The sequence below is a fragment of the Nonomuraea sp. NPDC050691 genome, assembly GCF_040654455.1.
In the GTDB taxonomy this organism is placed as follows: Bacteria; Actinomycetota; Actinomycetes; order Streptosporangiales; family Streptosporangiaceae; genus Nonomuraea.
Genome location: NZ_JBFAIA010000130.1, coordinates 1 through 23,367, shown reverse-complemented (window position 1 = coordinate 23,367; position 23,367 = coordinate 1). Strand labels below are relative to the sequence as shown.

Below are 23,367 nucleotides of genomic sequence, written 5' to 3'. Positions count from 1 at the left end.
GCCAGGCAGGCCACCGGGATGGCGGGCAGCACGTACCGGTGGTCGAAGTCGAGCGCGGCCACCGGGGCGACGAGCAGGAACATCGCGAACGCCCAGGGCAGCAGCGCCGGCCGGCGGCGTCCCACCGAGGCCAGGCCGCCGGCCAGCAGGATCACGCCGAAGAGCGTGCCGTGCAGGAACCACGGGTACCGGTAGGCGGCCAGCACCGAGGCGTACGGCTCGACGGAGCTCATGCCGCGGATGCCCGGGTCGTACTCCCGGCGCACCTTGCCGACGAGCGGCTGCTCCTCGGGCAGCGGCCAGGAGCCGCGCGGGAACGAGGTCGTCGGGCTCACCCGCCGGGGATGCCGCACGGGTTCCCAGGTGAAGGCGAGCGCGGTGTCGCGGGCCACCTCGCGCAGGTAGTCGAGCGGCTGGGCGGCGATGGCCCGCAGCGCGAAGGAGCGGGCCAGGTCGTTGTGGGCGAACCGGCCGCCGGGCAGCCGGTTCAGCGACGCGCCGGGCGCCCACACGTACTCGGAGGCGGCGTCGGCGACGGTGCCGTTCGGGCAGAGCACGGCCTCGTCCGCGGGCGGCCGGATCACCGAGCAGTCGGCGAACGTCATCGTCCGGGCCCACAGCGCGACCCCGTCGGAGCCGCTGAGCGCGAACCTGCCGTGGTGCTGGGCGTACCAGCCGGCGTAGGTAACCAGCGGCAGGACGCCGGCGACGGCCGCGGCGGCCACCCGCCGCCACCCGGCCCGCCGGACGAGGAGGTGCAGGACGACGATGCCCAGCAGCGGCGCGGCCGCGGTCCGGGTGAGCCCGGCCAGCGCGACGAGCAGGCCGGCCAGGGTCGCGGCGCCCGTGGAGACCTCCTCGCGCCACATCACCACGAGCAGCGCCGCCACCACCAGGAAGATCACCTGGAGGTCGGAGAGGATCGCGTGCTCCAGCCGCAGGAACGACGGGTCGAACAGCGCGGGCGCGGCGGCCAGCGTGGCCCCCCATCCCGGCAGCGACCGGCGGCGCAGCAACGCGTAGATCATCACGCCGACGCCGAGCCCCATCGCGTGCTGCACCCCGGCGACCAGCCCGACGCTGTGGAAGGGCCGCAGCAGCCACAGGAACCACGAGTAGCCGGCCGGATGGAAGGCGCCCTGCGGGCGCAGGTGGACGGCCGTGTCGAGGTACGTGAACGAGTCGTACCAGTAGAGCTGCGCGGTGTCGTACCCGAGCAGGACGAGCACGCGCAGCGCGACGGCCGGCACGAGCGCGAGCCCGAAGACCAGATGCCCCCGGAGGCGGGGCCGCCTCCCGCTCTCCTGCGCGCGCGACCGGATGGACGCCGCGAACGCGGTCGCCATGGATGCCCTCCCCCGGGACAGACCGGGCGGATCCGGCCGTAGGGGACGCAGTCCAGCGGGTGGGCGCTAACGTGAGGATCACCACATCTGGTTATGCCCGCGTTATCCCGGCCCGGGCATACTGCCGGGGTTTTCGCGTCACATGGGGGCTACAAGTGCGTGTTCTGATCGCCGAGGACGAGCGGATGCTCGCCGACTCGATCGCGGAGGGGTTACGCGGGGAGGCGCTCGCGGTGGACGTCGCCTACAACGGCGACGCCGCGCTGGAACGGCTCGGCGTGCACGACTACGACGTGCTCATCCTCGACCGTGACCTCCCCGGGGTTCACGGCGACGACGTCTGCGCGCGCGTGGTCGAGGAGGGCTGGCTGGTACGGGTGCTCATGCTGACCGCGGCCGGCGACGTGCGCTCGCGCGTGGCGGGGCTGTCGCTGGGCGCCGACGACTACCTGCCGAAGCCGTTCGCGTTCGAGGAGCTGGTGGCGCGGGTGCACGCGCTCGGCCGCCGCGCCCGCAAGGCCGACCCGCCGATGCTGGAGCGGGCCGGCGTGCGCCTGGACTGGGCGCACCGGCAGGTGTTCCGCGGGGGCCGGTACGTGCCGCTGGCGCGCAAGGAGTTCGGCGTGCTGGCCGAGCTGCTGCGCGCGCGGGGGGCCGTCGTGTCCGCCGAGGAGCTGCTGGAGAAGGTGTGGGACGAGAACATCGACCCGTTCACCAACACCGTGCGCACGACGATGACCAAGCTGCGCAAGAAGCTCGGCGAACCGCAGGTCATCGAGACCGTGCCGGGATCGGGGTACCGCATCCTATGAGCATGCGCCTGCGCTTCGCCCTGGCCGCCGCCGTCGTCACGGCCGTCCTCGGCACGCTCGTGGTCGCGGGCGTGTACCTGACGGTGCGGCACAGCCTGCAGTACCGCAGCGGCCTGATCACGCCGACCCGGATCAACGTCCGTGACGGCTGGTCGATCGGCCGCGGCGACCTGTACTACGAAGTGGCCCGCGACCGCGTCATGCAGGTCCGCGCCGTCTACGAGCGCGACGCGCTGGCCAACGTGCGCACGATCGGCGCGCTCGCCGTGCTCGCCGCCGCCGGGATCGCCTTCGGCGCCGGCTGGCGCGCCGCCGGCTGGGTGCTGCGGCCCCTCACCTCCGTCACCGAGACCGCCCGCCGGGTCGCGCACAACCACGACCTGACCGAGCGCATCGCGTACGACGGGCCGCACGACGAGCTGAAGGAGCTGACCGACACCTACGACACCATGCTCGGCCGGCTGGCCCGCTCCTTCGACGGCCAGCGCCGCTTCGTCGCCAACGCCTCGCACGAGCTGCGTACCCCGCTGACCATCAACCGGACGCTGGTGGACGTGGCGGTGCGCCGCCCCGACGCCACCGACGACGTCAAGCGGCTCGGCGAGTCGCTGCTGCTCGTCAACGCCCGCCACGAACGGCTCATCGACGGGCTGCTGGCGCTGGCCGAGGGCGAGCAGGCGGTGCTGGACCGGCGGCCGTTCGACCTGACGGACGTGGCCGAGCACGTGCTGGACCTCGCGGCCGAAGAGGCGGGCGAGCGGGAGGTGACCATCCACCGGCTGCTCGACGCCGCGCCGACCACGGGCGAGGCGGTGCTGGTGGAGCGGCTGGTGCAGAACCTCGTGGAGAACGCCATCCGGCACAACCACCCCAAGGGCGAGGTCTGGGTGACGACGCGGCAGCGGGCCGAGCGGGTGGAGCTCGTGGTGGCCAACACGGGCCTCCAGGTGCCGCCGTACGAGATCGAGACCATCTTCGAGCCGTTCCGGCGGCTGCACGGCGACCGGCTGCGCTCGGACCGGGGAAGCGGGCTGGGCCTGTCGATCGTGCGGGTGATCACCGAGGCGCACGGCGGGACGGTGGTGGCCCGGCCGCGCGACGAGGGCGGCCTGACGATCACGGTGGAGCTGCCGGCCGCGGCTCCCTAGCGCGCCCGGCCTGGGCTCGCGGTCAGAGGGCGTCGGAGATCTCCCCCAGCACGGCCGGGTCCTCGATCGTGGACGGCGTGCGGTAGGGCCGCCCGGCCGCGATGTCGCGCATGGTGCCGCGCAGGATCTTGCCGGAGCGGGTCTTGGGCAGGCGGGTGACCACGACGGCCCGGCGGAACGCGGCGACCGGGCCGACGCGCTCGCGTACCAGCGCGACGACCTCCCGTTCCACGTCGGCGGGGTCGCGGTCCGCGCCGGCCTTGAGCACCACGAACCCGACCGGCAGCTCGCCCTTCAGCTCGTCGGCCACGCCGATCACGGCGCACTCGGCCACGTCCGGGTGGGCGGCGATGACCTCCTCCATCTGGCCGGTCGACAGGCGGTGGCCGGCGACGTTGATGACGTCGTCGATGCGGCCCATGACGAACAGGTAGCCGTCCTCGTCGACGTAGCCGCCGTCGCCGGTCAGGTAGTGGCCGGGGTAGCGGGACAGGTAGGAGGCGGCGAAGCGGGCGTCGTCGCGGTAGAGGGTGGGCAGCGTGCCGGGCGGCAGGGGCAGGCGGATGGTGATCGCGCCCTCGACGCCGGGCGGGCACTCCTCCCCCGCCGGGTCGAGGACGCGCACGTCGTAGCCGGGGACGGGCTTGGTCGGCGAGCCGGGCTTGACGGGCGGCAGGCCGAGGCCCGCGCAGCCCGAAGCGACCGGCCAGCCGGTCTCGGTCTGCCACCAGTGGTCGATGACGGGGACGCCGAGCAGACCGGCGGCCCAGTGGTAGGTGTCGGGGTCGAGCCGCTCACCCGCCAGGAAGAGATACCGAAGACCCGACAGATCCCATTTTTTGGTGAAATCTCCGGCGGGGTCTTCCTTCTTGATCGCCCGGATGGCGGTCGGCGCGGTGAACATGACGCGCACGTCGTGCATGGACGCCACCCGCCAGAACGCGCCCGGGTCGGGCGTGCCGACCGGCTTGCCCTCGTACAGCACGGTCGTGCAGCCCTTCAGCAGCGGCCCGTACACGATGTACGAGTGCCCGACGACCCAGCCGACGTCGGAGGCGGCCCAGAACACCTCACCGGGCGCGGCGCCGTACACGTTGCCCATGCTCCAGTGCAGCGCCACGGCGTGGCCGCCGTTGTCGCGCACGACGCCCTTGGGCGCGCCGGTGGTGCCGGAGGTGTAGAGCACGTACAGCGGGTCGGTCGCGGCGACGCTGACGCACTCGGCCGGCGCCGCGTCGCGCACGGCGTCGGCCCAGTCGAGGTCGCGGCCCTCGACGAGGGCCGCGGGCTGCTGCGGGCGCTGGAGGATCACGCAGTGCGCGGGGCGGTGCCCGGCCTGCTCCAGCGCGGCGTCGAGCAGCGGCTTGTACGCGACGATCCGGGACGGCTCGATGCCGCACGAGGCCGACAGCACCACGACCGGGCGCGCGTGGTCGATGCGGACGGCCAGCTCGGCCGCGGCGAACCCGCCGAAGACCACCGAGTGGATCGCGCCGAGGCGCGCGCAGGCCAGCATCGCGATCACGGCCTCGGGCACCATCGGCATGTAGATGACCACGGTGTCGCCCGCTCCGACGCCGAGGCCGCGCAGCATCCCGGCGGTCCGCGCCACCTCGTCGAGCAGCTCGGCGTAGGTGTGGGCGCGCACGGAGCCGGTCACCGGACTGTCGTGGATCAGCGCCGTACGGTCGCCGTGGCCGGCCAGGACGTGCCGGTCCACGGCGTTGAAGCAGGTGTTGAGCCGGCCGTCGGGAAACCACCGGCCGTCGCGCAGGACGGCCTCGGGCGCCACGTCCCAGTCGATGCCCGCAGCGGCCTCCGCCCAGAAACCCTCGGGGTCGTCGATGCTGCGCCGGTAGACGGCGTCGTAGGTGCTCACCCTTCGATCAGATCAGCGCCCCGGCGCCGGACGCAAGGGCCCTTGGCGAAGCGTGGGCGCTGACCTGTGGACCTCTCGGGACGGGCGGGGCGAATGTGGGCCATCAGGAGGGCACGGCCGGTTGGAGGTAGATCGTGGTGGCGACCGGCACGCGGTCGCGGATGCGGCGCTCGGTGTCGGCCAGGGCCCGCGACGCCTCCTCCATGTCCTGCTCGTCGAGCATGATCACGCGTGCGGCGACGAGCACGTCGTCCGGCCCGAGGTGCAGCGTCCGCAGCTCGGTGAAGGACCGGATCGCGGGGTCGCTGTGCAGGACGTCCTCGATGGCGTCCTGCACGGCCGGCGAGGCCGCCTCCCCGATGATCATGCTCTTGGTCTCCCGCGCCAGGATGAGGGCCACGACGACCAGCAGCAGGCCGATGGCCACCGATCCGATGCCGTCGAACTGGGTGTTGCCCGTGACCAGCGACAGCGTCACGCCGGCGAGCGCGAAGCCCAGCCCGGCCAGCGCCGCCGTGTCCTCCAGCAGCACCACGGGCAGCTCGGGCGCCTTGGCCTCCTTGACGAAGCGGGCCCACGACCGGCCGGCGCGCACCCGGTTGGAGTGGCGCACGGCCGTGCGCAGCGACATGCCCTCCATGACGATGGCGACGAGCAGGACGCCGATGGCCCAGGGCCAGCTCTCCAGCGGATGCGGGTGGACGATCTTCTCGTAGCCCTCGTACAGCGCGAACAGGCCGCCGCCGAAGAACAGCACCACGGACACCAGGAAGCCGTAGAAGTAGCGGACGGCGCCGTAGCCGAAGGGGTGCGCCCGGCTCGGCCGGTGCGCCGACTGCCTGCGCCCCAGCATCAGGAGCAGCTGGTTGCCCGAGTCCGCGGTGGAGTGGATGCCCTCCGCCAGCATGGCCGACGAGCCCGTGAAGAAGAACGCCACGAACTTCGACACCGCGATCCCGACGTTGGCGGCCAGCGCCGCGAGTGTCGCCTCTTCCGATCCGTCCTTGCTCACCGTGTGGCCTCTTCTGATCCGTCCGTGCTCACCGTCGCCGTCTACCCGCACCGGTGAGGATCTACCACCCGCCGGACTTCCGGGGGATGGGACGATGGGTGCTGGGAGGGGAGACCATGGGGGCTGAGGGGTGGACCGAGCGGGTGCGGGCGCTCTACGAGGAGGCCGTGTTCGGCGGTGACGACGGCGCCCTGGCCGCGGCCGGCCGGGAGCTGGACGCGGTCGAGGCCGGCCTCGCCCTGGCGCGCGGGCGGATCGCGCACGCCCGCTTCCTCCGCGACGGCGAGGAGGATCCGGACGAGCTGCCGCTGTTCCTGCGGGCCCGCGGCCTCTACCGGTCGCTGGGCGACGCGCGGGGCGAGGCCGAGGCGGTGTTCTGGCTCGGGACGTACCACCAGGTCGTGCGGCACGACCACGACACGGCGCTCCCGCTGCTGGAGCGCTCGTACGCGCTGGCGGACGCCGCCGGCGACCGGCTGACCGCGTCGTACGCGGCGCGTCACCTGGGCATCGCCGCGCACGCCGCGGGACGGCTGGACGTGGCGCGGGAGCGGCTGGAGGAGTCGACGCGGCTGCGCCGGGAGGCGGGGTTCCTGCCCGGCGTCGCCGCGAACCTGGTGGGCCTCGTCCACGTCGCGGTCGACGAGGGACGGCTCGGTGACGCCGGGAAGCTGGCGACCGAGGCGGCCGAGCTGGCGGAGGCCAGCGGCGCCAAGGCGATCCTGCGCCAGGTGGAGGAGGCGCGGGCCCGCCTGGCCGCTTCCTCCTGAGCCGCGAGCATCTCGGAGCGTCCTCCTGAGCCGCGAGCATTTCGAGCGTCCTCCTGGGCGGGCCCCGGCCCGCGGGTCTTCGCCTCGCGGGCCGGGGTCGCGCCGGTCAGAGGATCAGGTGAAGCAGTTCCTGCCGCTGTTGATGCACCGGACGACCGTCCGCATGAGCCGGTCCGACATCACGACGACGGCGCCGGCGTGGGCGGTCTGCGGGGCGTGGCGCTCGCTGGCGAACGAGTCCAGGGCGAAGGGGACGTCCGTGCCCTGCGGCCGGTCCGTGGGCAGGTCGCCGTACACGAGCGTGACGCGGAGCTGCGGCACGGCGCGCGTGCCGCTCGGGCAGGCGCCGTCCTCGCCGGGGAAGACGAGGTGCGCGCGGTGGGTGGCGCTGTCGGTGTTCTCGCCGTCCCAGCAGCTCGGCATGTCGTGGACGCGCACCAGGTCGCTGCCGGAGGGGCAGATCGGGTACTTGTCGGTCAGCCGGTCGGTGAAGCCGGTGCAGCTCCACGCCGCGCGGACGTTGTCGTCGCCGTTGGTGAGCGCCCTCGGGTCGCCGGCGAACAGCCTGAGGAAGCGCGGCATCGCCGTGACCCGGGAGGTGGGGTTGCCCCGGTACTGGATGCGCACGGCGACGGGCGCCACCGGGGTGCCGACGTTGTTCTCCGCGGTCTTCCGGTTGCGGTCCGCCTGCGCCGTGGAGGCGGCGTCGGGCTGGGCGGTGAGGGCCTCGGCAGGCAGGTCGGTGGCGCCGGACTCGGGCGGCAGGTCGGTGGGGCCGAGGTCGGTGGGGACGTCGGTCGGCAGGTCGGTCGCCTCAGGATCGGTGGGGGCCGCCTCGGCGCCCGTGGTCATGGGCGTGGTCGTGCTCGTGGAGGCGGCGCTCAGGTCGCCGGCGGAGCGGGTGCGCAGGGCGGGCCAGAAGTACGCGGACTGGTCGGCGCGGTTGGCGCAGGTGGTGGTGGACGCGGCCAGGCTCTCGTTGGTGGAGAGCGCGTCGGCCGAGGTGTTGCCCACGTAGTCGACGAGCTGCTGGGCGCCGTCCTGGACGCCGGGGGCGATGATGAGGTTGTCCTCGTTGGCGTGGGACTCCCGCGGGACGCCGCAGCGGGAGAGGAACGTGCCGCGGGAGCCCCTGCCCGTGCTCCGGCGCTGCTCGGCGCGGGCGACCTGCCGGATGTCGACGAAGTCCTCCGCCGCCGGCCCGATCGCCGCCGGGTCCGCGGTCTTCGGCGCCGCCGTGGCGGAGGATCCGGGCGTGGACCCTGACCTTGACAGGCTGCACGCGGCCAGCGACTCCAGGCCGGGCGGGCGGGCGGCGACGCGGCCGATCGCGATCGCGATCCGGTCGATGGCGGCGGCCCGCTTGTCCTCCAGCGGCCCGAGGATGGCGTTGCGCACGAAGTTGGGGCCGCCCTGTCCCACGGACGACGCCAGCCGCGCGTTCGCCTCGGCGATCTGCTTGTCCAGCTGCGCCAGATTGCGGTCCACCTCCTCCCGCGCCGCCGCCGGGACCGCGGGCAACCGGTTCTTGACGCCCGGGCAGACGATCTTCTGGCCGGTGGCGGGGGCCGTGGCGGTGGGGGCGGCCGTGCCCGTCTCCGTGGGGGCCGCCGTCCCGGTGGGAGCCGCCGTTCCCGTGGGGGCCGCCGTTCCGGACAGCGCGCACGGGGCGAGCGCGACGAGTCCCCCGGGACGGGCGGCCACGCGGCCGATGGCGGTGGCTATGCGGTTGATGGTCGCGACCCGTTTGTCCTCCAGCGGCCCGAGGATGGCGTTGCGCACGAAGTTGGGGCCGCCCTGTCCCACGGACGACGCCAGCCGCGCGTTCGCCTCGGCGATCTGTTTGTCGAGCTGCGCCAGGTTGCGGTCCACCTCCTCCCGCGCCGCCGCCGGGACCGCGGGCAACCGGTCCGCCACGCCGGGGCAGACGATCGTCTCCGCGCTGCTCGTGCCGGAGGCGGCCAACCCGACGCCGGACAGCCGTAACACGCCAGCCCCCTGCTGCGGTGACGGGCCCGTCGCGAGCACCAGCACGATGCCGCCGAACAGGGTCAGCCAGGGTTTGAACGGACGTCCACGCGACGCACCTCGCATGCGACACTCCTCCCGGTTGATGAAGCAGATCTGGAAGATCTGCTTTTCGCCAGGTACGGCGTCGCCGGGCCGGCGGTTCAGCCCGTGACGGACACGGCCCCCGGCGCGCCCCCTCGCGAGGACGCCGCCCGAAGGAGACCGGAGGCGGTTCGAGAGGGGTCAGGCGCGGACTCTCGCAGGAGGTCAGGGGCCCGTTTGGGGGGCGGTCGGGAGGGCTCGGGTACTGCGGCTCGCCCTCCCGGAACGCGTACTGCTCGGTGTCGCCGGCGTGCAGCACCCAGGCGTCGCCGTCGCGACCGAGCCGCCACGCCCACTCCCCCACGCGCGCGGTCGCCCCGTCGCGTAACGGCATGGCTCCACCAGCCCCTCGCCCCCGAACCCCACGTCGGCCAGCCGGCACCCACCCTCCTCGGACTCGACCGTGAGCATGGCGTGGGTGCGCGGCAGATGGAGGCGGCCGTGCCGGATGCGGGCGCCCCCGCCGAGGACGACGTCGAGGTTCTCGAACGGGATGGAGGTGACGTGCGCGCGGTGGACGGCGCGCAGCGTCTCGGCGGAGGGGGTGCGGGAAGCGTCGTGGCCGATGCGGGCGAGGTAGGCGTCCAGGTCGAGCTGCTCGATGTCCCAGGTCAGGACTCCAGCCTGCCGGATCCCGGGTGCCCGTGAATCATGAAGCGGGCTGCTGCAGGGGCAGCCCGGGCCTTGTGGCCGGGGTGACCGCCACACCAGGGGCGGGGTCCGTCAGGATGAGTGTCGTGGCCACCAACGACGATGACACGCTGCCCCTCCAGCCGCCGGTGCGGCTGCCCTCCGAGGCCGAGCTGGCGGCGGCCGTACGCGCGACACCCCTGACGACGGCCCTCCTGCGCGCCACCCTGACGACGGAGACCGCACCAGACGGGGAGGCGCTCCCCTCCGCGGACGCTGGGACCCCCGAGGCGCCATCCGCCGGAGCCGCGGAGGAGAAGGCCGCCGGAACGCCCGGGGGCGAAGGGCCGCCCGGCGCGACCGGCGGACCGATCGCGAACGAGGAGCCACCCGGTTCGGCCACCCCGATGACGGGCGGCGAGGGGCTGCTCGACGAGGCGGGCCGGACGCGGGTGACGGAGGTCCTGCGGCACGGGGACGACGGGCAGCTGCTCCGTACGTGGACCGAGGTGTGCCGCGACGTCATCCTGCGCGACGAGCGGGTCTTCCTGTGCCTGGTACGCCTGTTCATGCGGCGCGAGCGGCTGGCCGGCCCGCCGGGCGTCCTCGGCACGCTCGGACTGGTGCGGCGGGTCGCGCAGGATCCGCCCCCCGCCGCGACGCGGGGACGGAGCCGCAAGGCGAGGAGCGAGCAGGCGGAGGCGGAGGCGGAGGAGATCTACGCGCTGAGCCCGCTCGGCTCGTGGGCGGCCAGGGGGCTGATCAGCGAGGCATCCGGGCAGGACATTCCGGTCATGGGATCGTTCGCGTCGCGGGACGCCGCCGGGCTGCTGCAGGGCCTGCGCTCGTACCCGGAGCCGGAACGGTTGGAGGAGCTGACCGGCTGGCTCGCCGGCAAGGACCGCCGTGAGGCCGCCGAGGAGGTGGGCGCCGCGCTCGCCACGGCGAGCCCGCTGGGCCGGGCCGTCGGCGTGGAACTGCTGGCCACGGACTTCGGCGACGAGGGCAGGCGAGTGCTCGACCGGCTGATCGGGACGCCCCGGATCGGGGCGGTGATCGCGGCCCGCCTGGGCCGGGACGAGCGTCCCTCGACGCCTGAGGAGATCGCGTGGGCGCTGGTGGACATGGCGGCGACGCTGCTGGAGTTCGGCGGCGAGACGGACGAGGTGATCGCCTCGATCGCGATGGGCATGGACGCGGAGGAGCAGGCGGGGACTCTGACGCTGTTCGCCCTGGGCGATCATCCGTGGACGGCGCAGGTGCTCCGGGTTTTCATCGACCACCATCCGGACGAACGCGTCGCCGCCGCCGCCCGCAAGGCACTGCGCCGCCTGCACGGCCTGGCCTCGATCTGCGGCTAGAGCCTCCTACGGGCCTCACCCCGGAAAGGAGCCCACGCCGGTCTCAACTCCCCGTTCACCTGGCAGGACCGCGCATGCGTAGGGCCGCGAACATGGACGTGGCCGGTGGTGGAAGGCCTCGGGCGCGGAAGAAGGCGCATGCGGGGAGAAGGTGAGTGGGGCGGAGGCCCGTGGCGAAGGTCCGGGGATAGGCGCGCGTGGAAGCGGCGCGGGGACGCGGGGCTCGCGAGAGGGGCGTGGTGCCGGCGGGTGGTGGCGCGGGGGCGGGGACGCGGGTGCCGAGGGCGGGGGTAGAGTCGGCGGCGATGACGAAGCACACGATCACTCCCCCCGCAGCCCCCATCCTGGGCGAGGCGTACGTCTGCGACTGCGGTGAAGAGCTGCCCAACCGCATGAGCGCCGAGGTGCACGCCGCCGAGACCGGACAGTGCAGCGTCTGCCTGGGCTCGGCCGAGGAGCAGGTGGCGCCCGGGTTCGCGCCCGGACTGACGCGGGGCTGCACGTCGTGCGCGGCCACCGGCCGGCGGCGCGAGCAGGTCGTCTGGCAGCTCGCCTACGCCGAGGCCGAGCAGCTCATCACCATGAGCGTGGTACGCGACGTCGTGGCGGGTTTCGACGGGCCGTTCCATCTGTCGGAGGTCGCCGACGTGGTGCGCTCCGGCCTGGGCGTGCAGGCGGGCCGCCTGCCTGTGGGGCCGAGGGTGCGCGACCTGCTGCTGCGCCTCCAGGCGGCCGGTGAGATCACCATGCTGTCCGCCCCGGACGAGCTGCTGGCCGGCACCGACGTGGTCCTCTACCGCGACCCCCAGTGGCAGCGCGCCCGCACCCTGGGCACGTGACCCGGCACCGGGGACCTTACCGGGCGCGACCCCGCTGACCTTCCCCTTCGGCCCTGCCGTCCGATCCGGCCCTGCGTTCCCATCCGGCCGTGACGTCCGTACTTCAGACCCGCTGGACTTCGGACCCGGTGCGCCTCCGACCCGCCGCACCTCGGACGCGCACGCCCCACCCCGCCCCGATCGCTCGTGATCGTGACGAGGGACGTCAGACTGTTGGGCGTGCGCTCGTCTTCGCTGATCACGCTCACGCCGTTGCTCCCGGCCGTGCTCGTCGCCCTCGTCGTGCTGGGGGCGCTGGTGGCCTGGCTGGGGCGGCTCGGTCACGGACGGGCCGTCGTCACCGCCGGCGTGCGCGCGGCCGTTCAGCTCGGCGCCGTGTCCGCGGTGATCGCCTGGGTGATCGCCTCTTCCGCCGCGGTGGCGGGCTTCATCCTGCTCATGTACGGCGTCGCCGCCTTCACCGCGGGCCGGCGCATCACCCACGACCGGAGCGGATGGTGGGCGGCCGTGCCCATCGCGGCGGGCGTCGTACCGGTATTGGGCGTTCTGGCCGCCGGCGGGGTGATCTCCGCGAAGGGGGTCGTGGTCATCCCGGTGGCCGGGATCCTGCTCGGCGGCTGCCTGACCGCCACCACCCTGGCCGGGCGGCGCGCCCTGGACGAACTGACCCAGCGCAAAGGCGAGGTGGAGGCGGCCCTGTCGCTCGGGTTCACCCCGAGGGAGGCGGCGCTGGAGATCTGCCGCCCGGCGGCCTCCCAGGCACTGGTGCCCGCGCTGGACCAGACCCGGACCGTGGGTCTGGTCACGCTCCCGGGCGCGTTCGTGGGCATGCTGCTGGGCGGGGCGAGCCCCGTACAGGCCGGGATCGTGCAGCTCGTGGTGCTGGTGGCGTTGCTGGCCGCCGAGGCCGCGGCGACGGTGGTGACGATCGAGGTGGCCGCGCGCGGCTGGTTCGGCCCGCCCGGGCGCTGACGGCGCTCCGATCAGCACTCAGGTGCGGAGGCGCTCGACCACCGGCTCGTAGTTGGGGTGGTTGCCGCGGGACACCCACGACTCGGCCATCGTGAGAGCGGTACGGCCGCGCCCGTCGGGCGTGTCACGGGCGCCGTGCCGCAGGATCTCGTCCACCAGGGCGACGAGGATCTCTCCGGGCACCTCGTGCTCGTAGTACCCGGTGCACTCCAGCAGGGCGTGCAGGGCTCCTCCGGTGCCGGCGCCGGAGTCGAGCAGGAACCGCACCTCGTTCACCCGGATCTCCAGGGCCTCGGCGGAGGAGTAGGGCAGCCGGCGCAGCAGCTCGGCCAGCGGCTCGCTCGCGCGGTGGGCGGTGCGGGCGCCGCGCCCGGTCAGGAAGCCGATCGCCTCCTCCGGGTAGGGGCGCGTGGCGATCGCGAGGTCGAGCAGCGTGGCGCCCGTCAGGTCCCCCGCGTTCACCGGCGCTCCGGCCTCGACCAGCGCCCGGAGGATCGCCCAGTGTGCCGCGCCCTCGACACGCCGGGCGCCGGCTGCGACGATCCCGTCCTCGACACGCCGGGCGCCGGCCCCGGCGGTCCGGGCCGCGCCGAGCGTGGCGAAGTGCGGGGCGTTGCCGAACGCGGCCTGCCGGGCGGGGTCGGCCCCGGCGGCGAGCAGCGCCGCGACGACGTCCGGGCGGCGGTGCGCGACCGCGTGGTGGAGGGGTGACATGCCGCGCTCGTCGAGTGCGTCGACGTTCGCGCCGCCGGTGAGAGCGGCTTCGACGGCGGCGGCGTCGCCCGCCTCCATCAGGGAACGGTCGGCGGGCGACGGCGTGCCCACCGGCTGGAGTTCGAGGACGGCGTACGCCTCCTCGTGGTGCGGCGGGGCGGCGCTGGCGAGGAACACGAAGCGGGCACCGGGGAACAGGAGCGGCGCGCGGCCGAGGTAGTGATCCCTCCAGCCGCGGTCGGTCACGATGTTCAGCGGTCCCGCGTACCCCGCCAGGACGAGGGCGAGCAGTCGTCGTCCCGGTGACCGGATCTCGCCCACGACCTGCGGCATCTCGTCCTCGTACTCCTCCTCCATCTCCTCGAGCATCTCCTCCGGCTCGCCGGCGTCAAAGGAGGTGACCTCGCCCGCCAGCAGGTCGAGCGCGGCGGCGATCGACGTGGCCTCGCCGATCACGCGGGCACACAGGGGCTCGCCGTCCTCCGGGGCGTCGTCCCCGGGGCCCGTGTCGTCCAGGTCCGTGTCGTCCAGGTCCGCGTCGTCCAGGTCGTCGTCCAGGAGATCGCCGTCCTGGTCGTGGACGACCGCGGCGTACCGTCCGTCGCGGAGGTCGGGGCGCAGCCGCCCGGAGTCGGCCTCGGCCAGGAGCCGCAGCACCTCCTGGAGACCCAGGACCGGGCCGTGGTCCGCGCCGGAGTCGATGTCCATGGCGGACGAGTGTGCCAGCCGTCACCGGCACCCGCGACCGGAACCAGCAGATCCCGGGACGGTTCAGGCGCGGCAGAGGATCTCGCCGTGCAGGATGGACATCCAGCCGTCCTCGGCCGCGGCCCACTCGCGCCACCCGTCGGACATGCAGCGCAGGTCGTCGTGGGTGGCGGCGCCGGTGGCGAGCGCCTGGTCGGCCATGGCCGAGCTGAGGACGCGCTCCGCCCACATGCCGCCCCACCAGGCCCGGTCCTCGGGCGTGGCGAAGCACCACGTGGACGAGCCGGCCGTCACGTCCTCGAAGCCGGCCGCCCGGGCCCACGACAGGAGCCGGCGTCCGGCGTCGGGCTCGCCGCCGTTGCCGCGCGCCACCCGCTGGTAGAGGGCCATCCAGTCGTCGAGCGCCGGGATCCGCGGGTACCAGGCGAAGGCCGCGTAGTCGCTGTCGCGCGCCGCGGAGATGCCGCCGGGCTTGGTCACGCGCCGCATCTCGCGCAGCGCCCGCACCGGGTCGCCGACGTGCTGGAGCACCTGGTGGGCGTGGACGACGCAGAACGTGTCGTCCGGGAAGTCGAGGGCGTGCACGTCGGCGACGGCGAAGGCGACGTTGGCGACGCCCCGGGCCGACACCTCGGCCCGGGCCAGCTCCAGCGCCTCGGCGCTCACCTCGGACGCGGTCACGTGCGCCACCCTGGCGGCCAGGTCGGCGGTGATGGTGCCCGGCCCGCTGCCCACGTCCAGCAGCGTCATGTGCGGCTCGAGGTGGGGCAGCAGGTACGCCGCCGAGTTCTCGGCGGTGCGCCACCGGTGCGACCTCAGCACCGACTCGTGGTGGCCATGCGTGTATACGGCGTCCATCAGAACTCCCTCGTCCTCGTCCAGGGCCGACGGGGCAACCCTATTCCTTGTCTCATCATGAGAGAACATTCGTCTCATATTTCGATACATGACAGAGGCGGGAGAGGGCGGACGGCCCGCCCGAGGGAGGGGTGCGGGGGGTGATCCACGCCGGCCGGCAGGGGCCGGGCGGGACGGGCGCGGGAATGTCGGTGGCGGCCGCTACGGTGGCGCCATGGTCACAGTCGAGGACGTGCGGCAGCTGGCGTCCACCCTGCCCCGGTCGTCGGAGCACCTCATCAGGGATCGCGTGAAGTTCCGGGTGGGCTCGATCGTCTACGTCGCCTTCTCGCGCGACGAGACGGTGATGGGCTTCGCGTTCCCCAAGGAGGAGCGCGAGGCGCTGGTGGCCGCCGAGCCGGCCACGTTCCTCATGCCGGACGAGCGTGACCTCCGCTACAACTGGGTGCTCGCCCGGATGGCGGCCCTCGACCACGACGAGATGCGCGAACTGGTCGTCGAGGCGTGGCGGATGGTCGTGCCGAAGAAGGTCTACGCCGCCTACACCGCCGCCGTCCGCTGACCGTCCTCCGAGGAGGACGGGCCCGACACCGGCTGGGCCGGGCGGTGCAGTGGGGCGCGTCGCGCATGCTCGGGGTGTTCCCGACGAGGCCCCGACCGACATCCCGGCCGGGGCGGCGGCCTTCGCGCCGAGCGGCTCGGTCTCGCCCCCGGATGCCTGCCCGAACACGGGCACCGGCCGGACGGCCTACGAGTACGCCTGGCACATCCTGACCTGCTGGACTATCGCGAACTCTCCCGGACGTCAGTCCTCAAGCGCCTGACACTTGCGCAAGGTGCCCGGTGTGGCGTTCAGCGCAGGCCGCGGTACAGCTGCGCCGTCAGGGTGGTGACGCGGCGCACCGAGGCGCTCCACGTGCCGCCCGCCGGGTGCGCCGTCAGGATCGCCAGGACGTACCTGTCGTCCTTGCCGGCCAGGCCGGTCGTGTGCAGGACGGGACGCCCCAGGTCCGGCACGCCGGAGCCGCGGGCGCGCAGCGCGACGGCGGAGATCGACGCCCCCTGCGCCCCCGTGGCGGCCGGGGGCGTGGAGGCGGAGCCGGGGCGGCATCGCACCGGCGGCACCGTGCCGAACCCCGACCAGCCCTGCTTGACCGCCCACGGCCGGGGCAGAGCGCGCGGGATGCCGAAGTACTGGTCGAAGCCGTCCGTGCCGCACGGGGTGGCGGCCCGCAGGTGGCCGAGGATCGTGTCGCGGACCCGGGGCGCGGCCCGGTCCAGCAGGTAGCGGTACACGCGGACGATGTCGTACGCGCTGAGCGAGGTGTATCCCCAGAAGCCGGGCTTGGACGCGGGCGGCGGGGCGGTGTCGGACAGGCCGAGCCGGCGGGCCGTGCGGGTGATGACGGCGCCCTTGCCGGCGCGGTCCCACAGCGTCGAGGCGGCGTCGTCGTCGCTGGAGCGCAGCATGATCTTCAGCAGCCGGGCGTCGGCCGGCGGGACGGTCGTGCGCGACTCCAGGTAGTCGACGGCGAGGAGGATCTTCACCACCGAGGCGGAGCGGAACGCCCGATGGGCGTTCCGCGTGGCCACGATCCGCCCGCCGCCGCCGGCCTTGCGGTCGAAGACCACCCACGCGGCCGTGGTCCCGGCCGGCACCTGGGGCTCGGCGCCACCGGAGACACCGGAAGCGGCACCGGAGACGCCGGAGACGCCGGGAGAGGCGCCGGGTACGCCGGAAGCGCGGAAAGCGCCGGGACCCGCGTCCGAGCCTTCGGAGACGGCGGAGGGACGCGCCTGCGACGTCCGGGCGGCGGGAGGACCGGAGACGCAGCCCGCGGCGAGGGGGACGGCCGCCGCGACGGCGGCCCACGGCTTGATGCGCATCCGCCATACCTACCAGAACGGGCGGAGTGCCCGAAGATCACCCCGTATGAGCTGCACCCATATCGGCTTCGGTATGGACGGCCCGACGGCGCAGTCTTGGACAGGCGCGGCCGGGTGTGGTCGGATGGCCGCCATGCCCGATGAGAACCCCACGCGGAGCCATGCCCGGCTGACGGGCGTCGTCCGCCTGACCGGAGCGGCGGCGGCCGCCGGTGTGCTCGTCGCGGCCATCGCGCTGCCCGCGGTGGGCGGCTCCGGCGCGGCGGTGGTGTCGGCCGCCGAGGAGCTCAACCTGCGGCCGATGGAGCTGACGGAGCCGCCGCTGCCGCAGGCGTCCACGGTGTACGACGCCAAGGGCAAGCGGATCGCGCAGTTCTACGCCGAGGACCGCAAGGTCGTGCGGCTGGACCAGATCTCCGACATCATGCGCAAGGCCATCGTCGCCATCGAGGACGACCGCTTCTACCAGCACGGCGCGATCGACATCGAGGGCACCATGCGCGCCCTGGCGAAGAACTTCGGCTCGGGCGGGGTCAGCCAGGGCGGCTCCAGCATCACCCAGCAGTACGTCAAGCAGGTGCTGCTCAACTCGGCCGACACCGAGGAGGGCAAGGAGAAGGCCCTGGAGGCCAGTTACGCCCGCAAGCTCAACGAGCTGCGCTACGCGATGAGCGTCGAGAAGAAGTACACCAAGGACGAGATCCTGGCGAAGTATCTCAACATCGTGTACTTCGGGGCGGGCGCGAACGGCGTGGAGGCGGCGGCCCGGCGCTTCTTCGGGGTGTCCGCGGCCCGGCTGACCCTGCCGCAGGCGGCGACCCTGGCGGGAGCCGTCCAGAACCCGAACGTCACCGACCCGGAGACGGGCGGCAAGGCCCGCAAGGCGCTGCTCGCCCGGCGCAACACCGTGCTCGACCGGATGGCGCAGCTCAAGGTCATCACGCCCGAGCAGGCCGCCGAGGCCAAGGCCACCAAGCTCGGCTACAAGGGCGTCAGCCAGCCCAACGGCTGCCAGGCCGCTGTCTCGGCGCCGTTCTTCTGCGAGTACGTCCGCTACGAGCTGCTGACCAACAAGGCGTTCGGCAAGACCCCGCGGGCCAGGCAGGAGGCGTTCCGCCGGGGCGGCCTGCGGATCTACACGACGCTCGACCCGAAGGCGCAGGCCGCCGCGGACAAGGCCGTCAAGAAGTACGTGCGCGCCTCCGACCGGGCGCTCGCCTCGGAGGCGCTGGTCGAGCCCGGCACCGGCATGATCAGGGCCATGGCGGCCAGCAGGCCGTTCGGCGGCAACGCCAAGAAGAACGAGATCTCGTACAACCCGGTCGCCGACATGAAGCACGGCGGGCTGGTCGGTTTCCAGGCCGGCTCGACGTTCAAGACCTTCACCCTCCTCACGGCGCTCAAGAAGGGCATGAAGATCGGCGACGGCATCAGCGTCGGCGGCAGCTACACCGCGCCCTCCGCGTCCGCCTTCAAGGACTGCAAGGGCAACAACATGGGGATCCCGTCGTGGCCGGTGACCAACGACGAAGGCACGGGCGGGTTCAAGACGCTGGCGACCGGCACGTGGGGGTCCGTCAACACGTTCTTCGTGGCGCTGGAGCAGCGGGTCGGCCTGTGCGAGACCGTGGAGACGGCCAAGTCGCTGGGCATCCGGCGGGCCGACGGCAAGCCCCTGCACGAGGTCGAGACGTTCACGCTCGGCATCAACGAGATGGATCCGTTGACGGTGGCGGCCGCCTACGCGGGCATCGCCGCCCGGGGCAAGTACTGCGTGCCGCTGGCCATCACCAAGGTCACCGACGTCTCCACCGGCCGGTCCAGCTCGTTCACGCCGCAGTGCCGGCAGGCGTTCGAAGCGCCCGTGGCCGACGCGGCGGCCAACGTGCTGTCCGGCGTGTTCACCCAGGGCACGATGCGCGGCGTGGGCGGCATCGGCCGGCCGGCGGCGGGCAAGACGGGCACCACCGACGGGTACGCCAGCGCGTGGTTCGCCGGCTTCACCCCGGACCTCGCGGGCGCGGTCAGCATCGGCGACCCGCGCGGCTCGCAGCGCTACAAGCTGACGGGGATCACCATCGGCGGCCAGTACTTCGGCTCGGTCCAGGGCGCCTCCGTGCCCGGCCCGATCTGGAAGGACACCATGATGGCCGCCCTGAAGGGCACGCCGGCGACACCGTTCACCCCGGTGGACCAGGCCCGCTTCGGCGGCTGCGGATCGGCCTGCGCGCCGGTGCGCCAGCAGAGCCCCGAGGACGACGAGGCGCCCGTAGACGACGACGGGGTCATCGACGACACCCAGATCGCGGACCTGCCCGGGGGCGGCACCCTTCCGGCGACGCCGGAAGCGACCGACGGCACCGGAGCGACCGACGGCACCGGGACGACGGACGGCACCGGGACGACGGACGACACCCGGATGGAGTGACCGGCCGGGGCCGGGGCGAAGGAGCCGGGGCCGCCGCGGGCGGCTCCGGCGTGCGGGGGTAGGTTCCGGAGTACGAGCCGGAGCCGCCTCACACCGAAGGAGCCCGATGCCCATCTCGACGGCCCTCGTCCCGACCGACCGCCCCGAGCGTTACATCAAGCAGCTCGTCTCGCACCTCGGGCACAAGGCCACCACGACCCTGTCCGCCGACGGCCGGGCGACGATCACCTTCGCGGGCGCCCTGTCCGGCGGGGAGTGCGTGCTGGCGCCGTCCGGGAACGCCCTGGAGATGATCGCGACGGCGGCGGACGCCGAGGCGCTGGCCGTGGTCCAGGACGTGGTGACCCGGCACCTGCTGCGTTTCGCCGCCCAGGAGGACCTGCGTACCGAGTGGGCGGAGCCGGTCGCGGGCGACGAGCTGGAGGTCCTCTCCCCCGTCGCCGGCGACTACCTGCTCACGCACTGCACCCCGCCCGACGAGCTGCTGCTGGAGCTGGTGACGCGCACGCGGGAGGCCACCGGCGGCGCGGCCGGCATGCAGATCTCGCACGACGAGGGCGCGCTGCTGTCGCTGCTGGTGCGGATGACGGGGGCGCGCCGGGCGATCGAGGTGGGGGTGTTCACCGGGTACTCCTCGCTCTGCATCGCCCGCGCGCTGCCCGAGGACGGCCACCTGCTCGCCTGCGACGTGAGCGAGGAGTGGACGTCCGTCGCCCGCGAGTACTGGGAGCGCGCGGGCGTGGCCGGGCGCGTGGAGCTGCGCATCGGGCCGGCGCTCGACACGCTGCGGGCGCTGCCGGCCGAGCAGGTCTACGACTTCGCCTTCATCGACGCCGACAAGGTCGGCTACCCGGCCTACTACGAGGAGATCGTCTCCCGGCTGCGGCCGGGCGGGCTGGTCGTCCTCGACAACGTCTTCCAGGGCGGGCGCGTCTTCGACCCGGCCTTCCAGGAGGAGAACCAGGTGGCGATCCGCCGCGTGAACGAGCTGATCGCCCGCGACGAGCGGGTGGAGTCGGTGATGCTTCCGGTGCGCGACGGCGTCACCCTCGCGCGCCGGAAGTGACGTAACGCTCGGCAGGCGCCGGCGGTCAGGCGCCGACCGGCTCGGGGTTGTGGGAGCGGAGGGACAGCCGCTGGTTCTCCACGTCCACCATCACGCGGCCGCCCTCGCTGACCTCGCCCGTCAGCAGCATCGCCGACAGCCGGTTGTCCAGCTCCCGCTGGATGACGCGCCGCAGGGGCCGGGCGCCGAACTCGGGCTGGTGGCCGCGTTCGGCCAGCCAGTCCACGGCCGCCTCCGAGACCTGGAGGTCGATGTCCTGGCCGCGCAGCCGCTGCCGGGTGCGGTCCAGCATCAGCTCGACGATCTGGCGGAGCTGCGTGCGGTCCAGCCGCTTGAAGATGATCGTCTCGTCGATGCGGTTGAGCAGCTCGGGCCGCATGGAGTGCCGCAGCAGGTCCATGAGGCGCTCCTCCAGGCCCGGGTCGTCGCCCGAGTCGAGGATGAGCTGGGCGCCGAGGTTGCTGGTCATGATGACGATCATGTTGGTGAAGTCGACGGTGCGGCCCTGGCCGTCGGTCAGGCGGCCGTCGTCGAGCATCTGCAGCAGGATGTTGGTCACGTCGGGGTGGGCCTTCTCGATCTCGTCGAGCAGCAGCACTCCGTGCGGGCGGCGGCGGACGGCCTCGGTGAGCTGCCCGGCCTCCTCGTAGCCGACGTAGCCGGGCGGCGCGCCGACGAGCCGGGAGACGGTGTGGCGTTCCTGGTACTCGCTCATGTCGAGCCGGATCATGTGGTCCTCGCCGCCGAACAGCGCCGCCGCTAGCGCGCGGGCCAGTTCGGTCTTGCCGACGCCGGTCGGCCCGAGGAACAGGAAGCTGCCGATCGGCCGGTTCGGGTCGGACAGCCCGGCGCGGGCGCGGCGGACCGCCTCGGCGATGGCGACGACGGCCTCGTCCTGGCCGACGACCCGCTTGTGCAGGTGCTCCTCCAGCCGCATCAGCCGCTCGCGCTCCTGCTCGGTGAGCTGGCGCACCGGGATGCCGGTGCGGCGGGAGACGATCTCGGCGACGTCCTCGGCCGCCACCTGCGGCACCTCGTCGCGTACCTGCCGGGCGCGGTCGAGCTCGGGGCGGAGCTTGCCCATCTCGGCCGACAGTTCCTTGGCCTTGTCGAAGTCGTCGGCGGCCACGGCCTGGTCCTTGTCGCGGCGCAGCGCGTCGAGGCGTTCCTCCAGGTCGCGTACGTCGGTACGGGGCGTGCGGGCGCGCAGCCGCACCCGGGCGGAGGCCTGGTCCATGAGGTCGATGGCCTTGTCCGGCAGGAACCGGTCGGCGATGTAGCGGTCGGACAGGATGGCGGCGGCGTGCAGCGCCTCGTCGGTGATGCGCACCTGGTGGTGGGCCTCGTAGGCGTCGCGCAGGCCGCGCAGGATCTCGATCGTCTCCTCGACGGTGGGCTCCGCGACGAGGATCGGCTGGAAGCGGCGTTCGAGGGCGGCGTCCTTCTCGACGTTCTTGCGGTACTCGTCGATGGTCGTGGCGGCGATGACGTGCAGCTCGCCGCGGGCGAGGGCGGGCTTGAGGATGTTGGCGGCGTCCATGCCGCCCTCGGCCGAGCCCGCGCCGACGAGGGTGTGCATCTCGTCGATGAACACGATCGTCCGGTCCGCCTCGGCGCGCACCTCGTCGACGACCTTCTTGATGCGCTCCTCGAACTCGCCGCGGTACTTCGTCCCGGCCACCATGCCGGTCAGGTCGAGCGCGATGACCCGGCGGTTCTTCAGCGGGTCGGGCACGTCGCCGTTCACGATGCGCTGGGCGATGCCCTCGACGATGGCGGTCTTGCCGACGCCGGGCTCGCCGATGAGCGCCGGGTTGTTCTTGGTGCGGCGCGACAGCACCTCCAGGGCCTGCTCGATCTCGTCCTCGCGGCCGACGACCGGGTCGATCCGGCCCTGACGGGCCTCCTCGGTCAGGTCCCTGCCGAACTGGTCGAGCGACGGCGTGTCACTGGCGGACATCCGGTCGGCCGGGCGCGGCTCCTCGCCGTACGCCTGGGCGCGCTGGAGCTCCTGAACGGAGACGCCCTCCTCCTGGAGCAGCCGGGCGGCCGTGGAGTCCGCGTTGACGGCGAGCGCGAGCAGCAGGTGCTCCGGGCCGATGTACGAGGAGCCGAGGGCGCGGGCGATGCGCTGGGCGTCGAGGAGCGTCCGCTTGACGGCCGGGGAGAGCGTCGAGGGCGGCTCACCGGCGGGCTCGCCGGGTGTGGCGACGGCCTCGGCCCGTTCGCGGAGCCGGTCCACGTTCACGCCGGCCGCCTGGAGCAGGTTCCTGGTGCGGTCGTGCCGGGTCAGGGCGTCGAGCAGGTCGAGGTCGCCGAGGTCCTCGGCTCCGCGCCGCCCCGCGCTCTCCACGGCGCCGGTGAGCACCTGGCGGGCCTGCTCGCTGAGCAGCCGGCCGATGTCGACGCGTTGCACGCTGGGCCTGGCGGGCGGCCAGGCGTCCCCGAACATCCGTCCGGTGAGCTCCTCGAACCGCCTGAACGGATCTCCCCCGAATGGCGACATATCCGACATTACCGATCCCTCCTCACGCACTGAGGGAACCTCTTGCCGAAGACGCCGCCCGTCAAAGTCAAGCCCACGCCGCCGGGCGGCAAAGATTTTCGCAGCGCGGGATGCGGGACGGACCGCTCAGCGCAGGGCGGCGACCGCCTCCGGGATCGGTGTGTCGCCCGAGACCAGCTCCAGCGTCCGGCCGATCGCGGCCCGCTCGCGCAGCAGCTCGGCCAGCACGGCCGCCACGTCGTCGCGCGGCACCGTGCCGCGCGGCACCTCCGGCTCCAGCCGGACCCGGCCCGCGCCGGGATCGTCGGTGAGCCCGCCC

General features: G+C 73.6%; 18 protein-coding genes and 1 pseudogene. 10 read left to right on the top strand and 9 right to left on the bottom strand.

Annotated features, from left to right (window positions below; all coding sequences use genetic code 11):
* A partial coding sequence (locus tag AB0H81_RS32605; RefSeq protein WP_358382249.1) for a hypothetical protein occupies window positions 1–1,346 on the bottom strand: 1,346 nt, incomplete at its 3' end.
* A gap of 155 nt (window positions 1,347–1,501) precedes the next feature.
* On the opposite strand from AB0H81_RS32605, the gene AB0H81_RS32600 reads away from it, so the two are divergent.
* On the top strand, window positions 1,502–2,158 hold the full coding sequence (locus tag AB0H81_RS32600; protein WP_358382247.1) for a response regulator transcription factor: 657 nt from the start codon (window positions 1,502–1,504) through the stop codon (window positions 2,156–2,158).
* Window positions 2,159–2,160: 2 nt separating this feature from the next.
* On the top strand, window positions 2,161–3,306 hold the full coding sequence (locus AB0H81_RS32595) for a HAMP domain-containing sensor histidine kinase (RefSeq protein ID WP_358382245.1): 1,146 nt from the start codon (window positions 2,161–2,163) through the stop codon (window positions 3,304–3,306).
* 22 nt (window positions 3,307–3,328) lie between these two features.
* Here the strand turns inward: AB0H81_RS32595 and AB0H81_RS32590 are convergent, their stop codons facing one another.
* Entirely contained in the window at window positions 3,329–5,185 is a 1,857-nt protein-coding gene (locus AB0H81_RS32590) for a propionyl-CoA synthetase (protein ID WP_358382243.1), read from the bottom strand.
* A gap of 103 nt (window positions 5,186–5,288) precedes the next feature.
* Window positions 5,289–6,197 carry a cation diffusion facilitator family transporter gene (locus AB0H81_RS32585; RefSeq protein ID WP_358382241.1) on the bottom strand — a complete coding sequence of 303 codons (909 nt, stop codon included), beginning with the start codon at window positions 6,195–6,197 and terminating at the stop codon, window positions 5,289–5,291.
* 116 nt (window positions 6,198–6,313) lie between these two features.
* Here AB0H81_RS32585 and AB0H81_RS32580 point away from each other — a divergent pair, with 116 nt between their 5' ends.
* Window positions 6,314–6,967 (top strand): tetratricopeptide repeat protein, encoded by a 654-nt coding sequence (locus AB0H81_RS32580; RefSeq protein WP_358382239.1) that lies wholly within the window; start codon window positions 6,314–6,316, stop codon window positions 6,965–6,967.
* Between the two features lie 114 nt (window positions 6,968–7,081).
* Here the strand turns inward: AB0H81_RS32580 and AB0H81_RS32575 are convergent, their stop codons facing one another.
* Entirely contained in the window at window positions 7,082–9,061 is a 1,980-nt protein-coding gene (locus AB0H81_RS32575) for a DUF1996 domain-containing protein (RefSeq protein WP_358382236.1), read from the bottom strand.
* A 432-nt stretch (window positions 9,062–9,493) separates the two neighbouring features.
* Between AB0H81_RS32575 and AB0H81_RS32570 the strand changes: the two genes are divergently transcribed.
* The 4 genes from AB0H81_RS32570 (at window position 9,494) to AB0H81_RS32555 (ending at window position 12,881) form a co-directional block, all read left to right on the top strand.
* Window positions 9,494–9,727: a hypothetical protein gene (locus AB0H81_RS32570; protein ID WP_358382233.1), complete on the top strand. Its 234-nt coding sequence runs from the start codon at window positions 9,494–9,496 to the stop codon at window positions 9,725–9,727.
* 89 nt (window positions 9,728–9,816) lie between these two features.
* Complete coding sequence (locus AB0H81_RS32565; RefSeq protein ID WP_358382230.1) at window positions 9,817–11,070, top strand: hypothetical protein; 1,254 nt, start codon at window positions 9,817–9,819, stop codon at window positions 11,068–11,070.
* 305 nt (window positions 11,071–11,375) lie between these two features.
* Window positions 11,376–11,909 (top strand): hypothetical protein, encoded by a 534-nt coding sequence (locus AB0H81_RS32560; RefSeq protein ID WP_358382228.1) that lies wholly within the window; start codon window positions 11,376–11,378, stop codon window positions 11,907–11,909.
* Window positions 11,910–12,128: 219 nt separating this feature from the next.
* A complete protein-coding gene (locus tag AB0H81_RS32555) occupies window positions 12,129–12,881 on the top strand; it encodes an ABC transporter permease (protein ID WP_358382225.1) in 753 nt (250 codons plus the stop codon).
* Window positions 12,882–12,899: 18 nt separating this feature from the next.
* Here the strand turns inward: AB0H81_RS32555 and AB0H81_RS32550 are convergent, their stop codons facing one another.
* Both AB0H81_RS32550 and AB0H81_RS32545 read right to left on the bottom strand, forming a co-directional pair.
* Entirely contained in the window at window positions 12,900–14,303 is a 1,404-nt protein-coding gene (locus tag AB0H81_RS32550; protein WP_358382223.1) for a hypothetical protein, read from the bottom strand.
* A 63-nt stretch (window positions 14,304–14,366) separates the two neighbouring features.
* Window positions 14,367–15,161 carry a class I SAM-dependent methyltransferase gene (locus AB0H81_RS32545; RefSeq protein ID WP_358382220.1) on the bottom strand — a complete coding sequence of 265 codons (795 nt, stop codon included), beginning with the start codon at window positions 15,159–15,161 and terminating at the stop codon, window positions 14,367–14,369.
* A gap of 214 nt (window positions 15,162–15,375) precedes the next feature.
* On the opposite strand from AB0H81_RS32545, the gene AB0H81_RS32540 reads away from it, so the two are divergent.
* Complete coding sequence (locus tag AB0H81_RS32540) at window positions 15,376–15,723, top strand: MmcQ/YjbR family DNA-binding protein (protein ID WP_358382217.1); 348 nt, start codon at window positions 15,376–15,378, stop codon at window positions 15,721–15,723.
* A 290-nt stretch (window positions 15,724–16,013) separates the two neighbouring features.
* Here AB0H81_RS32540 and AB0H81_RS32535 read toward each other — a convergent pair whose 3' ends face one another.
* Window positions 16,014–17,048 carry a hypothetical protein gene (locus AB0H81_RS32535; protein WP_358382214.1) on the bottom strand — a complete coding sequence of 345 codons (1,035 nt, stop codon included), beginning with the start codon at window positions 17,046–17,048 and terminating at the stop codon, window positions 16,014–16,016.
* Window positions 17,049–17,181: 133 nt separating this feature from the next.
* Here AB0H81_RS32535 and AB0H81_RS32530 point away from each other — a divergent pair, with 133 nt between their 5' ends.
* Together AB0H81_RS32530 and AB0H81_RS32525 are read left to right on the top strand one after the other, a co-directional pair.
* Window positions 17,182–19,476, top strand: a complete 2,295-nt coding sequence (locus AB0H81_RS32530; protein WP_358382211.1) for a transglycosylase domain-containing protein — start codon at window positions 17,182–17,184, stop codon at window positions 19,474–19,476.
* Window positions 19,477–19,582: 106 nt separating this feature from the next.
* Entirely contained in the window at window positions 19,583–20,542 is a 960-nt protein-coding gene (locus AB0H81_RS32525) for a DUF2218 domain-containing protein (RefSeq protein ID WP_358382209.1), read from the top strand.
* 25 nt (window positions 20,543–20,567) lie between these two features.
* Here AB0H81_RS32525 and AB0H81_RS32520 read toward each other — a convergent pair whose 3' ends face one another.
* Together AB0H81_RS32520 and AB0H81_RS32515 are read right to left on the bottom strand one after the other, a co-directional pair.
* The gene (locus AB0H81_RS32520; RefSeq protein WP_358382206.1) at window positions 20,568–22,994 is read right to left on the bottom strand and encodes an ATP-dependent Clp protease ATP-binding subunit; all 2,427 of its coding nucleotides are present in this window, start codon (window positions 22,992–22,994) and stop codon (window positions 20,568–20,570) included.
* Between the two features lie 180 nt (window positions 22,995–23,174).
* A pseudogene (locus AB0H81_RS32515) lies at window positions 23,175–23,367 on the bottom strand (NAD-dependent dehydratase); the annotation flags it as partial.

Excerpts from the sequence above, each read along its gene's own strand:
- AB0H81_RS32525 (WP_358382209.1), top strand. The coding sequence starts at position 19,583 with ATGCCCATCTCGACGGCCCTCGTCCCGACCGACCGCCCCGAGCGTTAC.
- AB0H81_RS32580 (WP_358382239.1), top strand. The coding sequence starts at position 6,314 with ATGGGGGCTGAGGGGTGGACCGAGCGGGTGCGGGCGCTCTACGAGGAG.
- AB0H81_RS32530 (WP_358382211.1), top strand. The coding sequence starts at position 17,182 with ATGCCCGATGAGAACCCCACGCGGAGCCATGCCCGGCTGACGGGCGTC.
- AB0H81_RS32560 (WP_358382228.1), top strand. The coding sequence starts at position 11,376 with ATGACGAAGCACACGATCACTCCCCCCGCAGCCCCCATCCTGGGCGAG.
- AB0H81_RS32520 (WP_358382206.1), bottom strand. The coding sequence starts at position 22,994 with ATGTTCGGGGACGCCTGGCCGCCCGCCAGGCCCAGCGTGCAACGCGTC.
- AB0H81_RS32540 (WP_358382217.1), top strand. The coding sequence starts at position 15,376 with ATGGTCACAGTCGAGGACGTGCGGCAGCTGGCGTCCACCCTGCCCCGG.
- AB0H81_RS32550 (WP_358382223.1), bottom strand. The coding sequence starts at position 14,303 with ATGGACATCGACTCCGGCGCGGACCACGGCCCGGTCCTGGGTCTCCAG.
- AB0H81_RS32535 (WP_358382214.1), bottom strand. The coding sequence starts at position 17,048 with ATGCGCATCAAGCCGTGGGCCGCCGTCGCGGCGGCCGTCCCCCTCGCC.
- AB0H81_RS32545 (WP_358382220.1), bottom strand. The coding sequence starts at position 15,161 with ATGGACGCCGTATACACGCATGGCCACCACGAGTCGGTGCTGAGGTCG.
- AB0H81_RS32595 (WP_358382245.1), top strand. The coding sequence starts at position 2,161 with ATGCGCCTGCGCTTCGCCCTGGCCGCCGCCGTCGTCACGGCCGTCCTC.
- AB0H81_RS32575 (WP_358382236.1), bottom strand. The coding sequence starts at position 9,061 with ATGCGAGGTGCGTCGCGTGGACGTCCGTTCAAACCCTGGCTGACCCTG.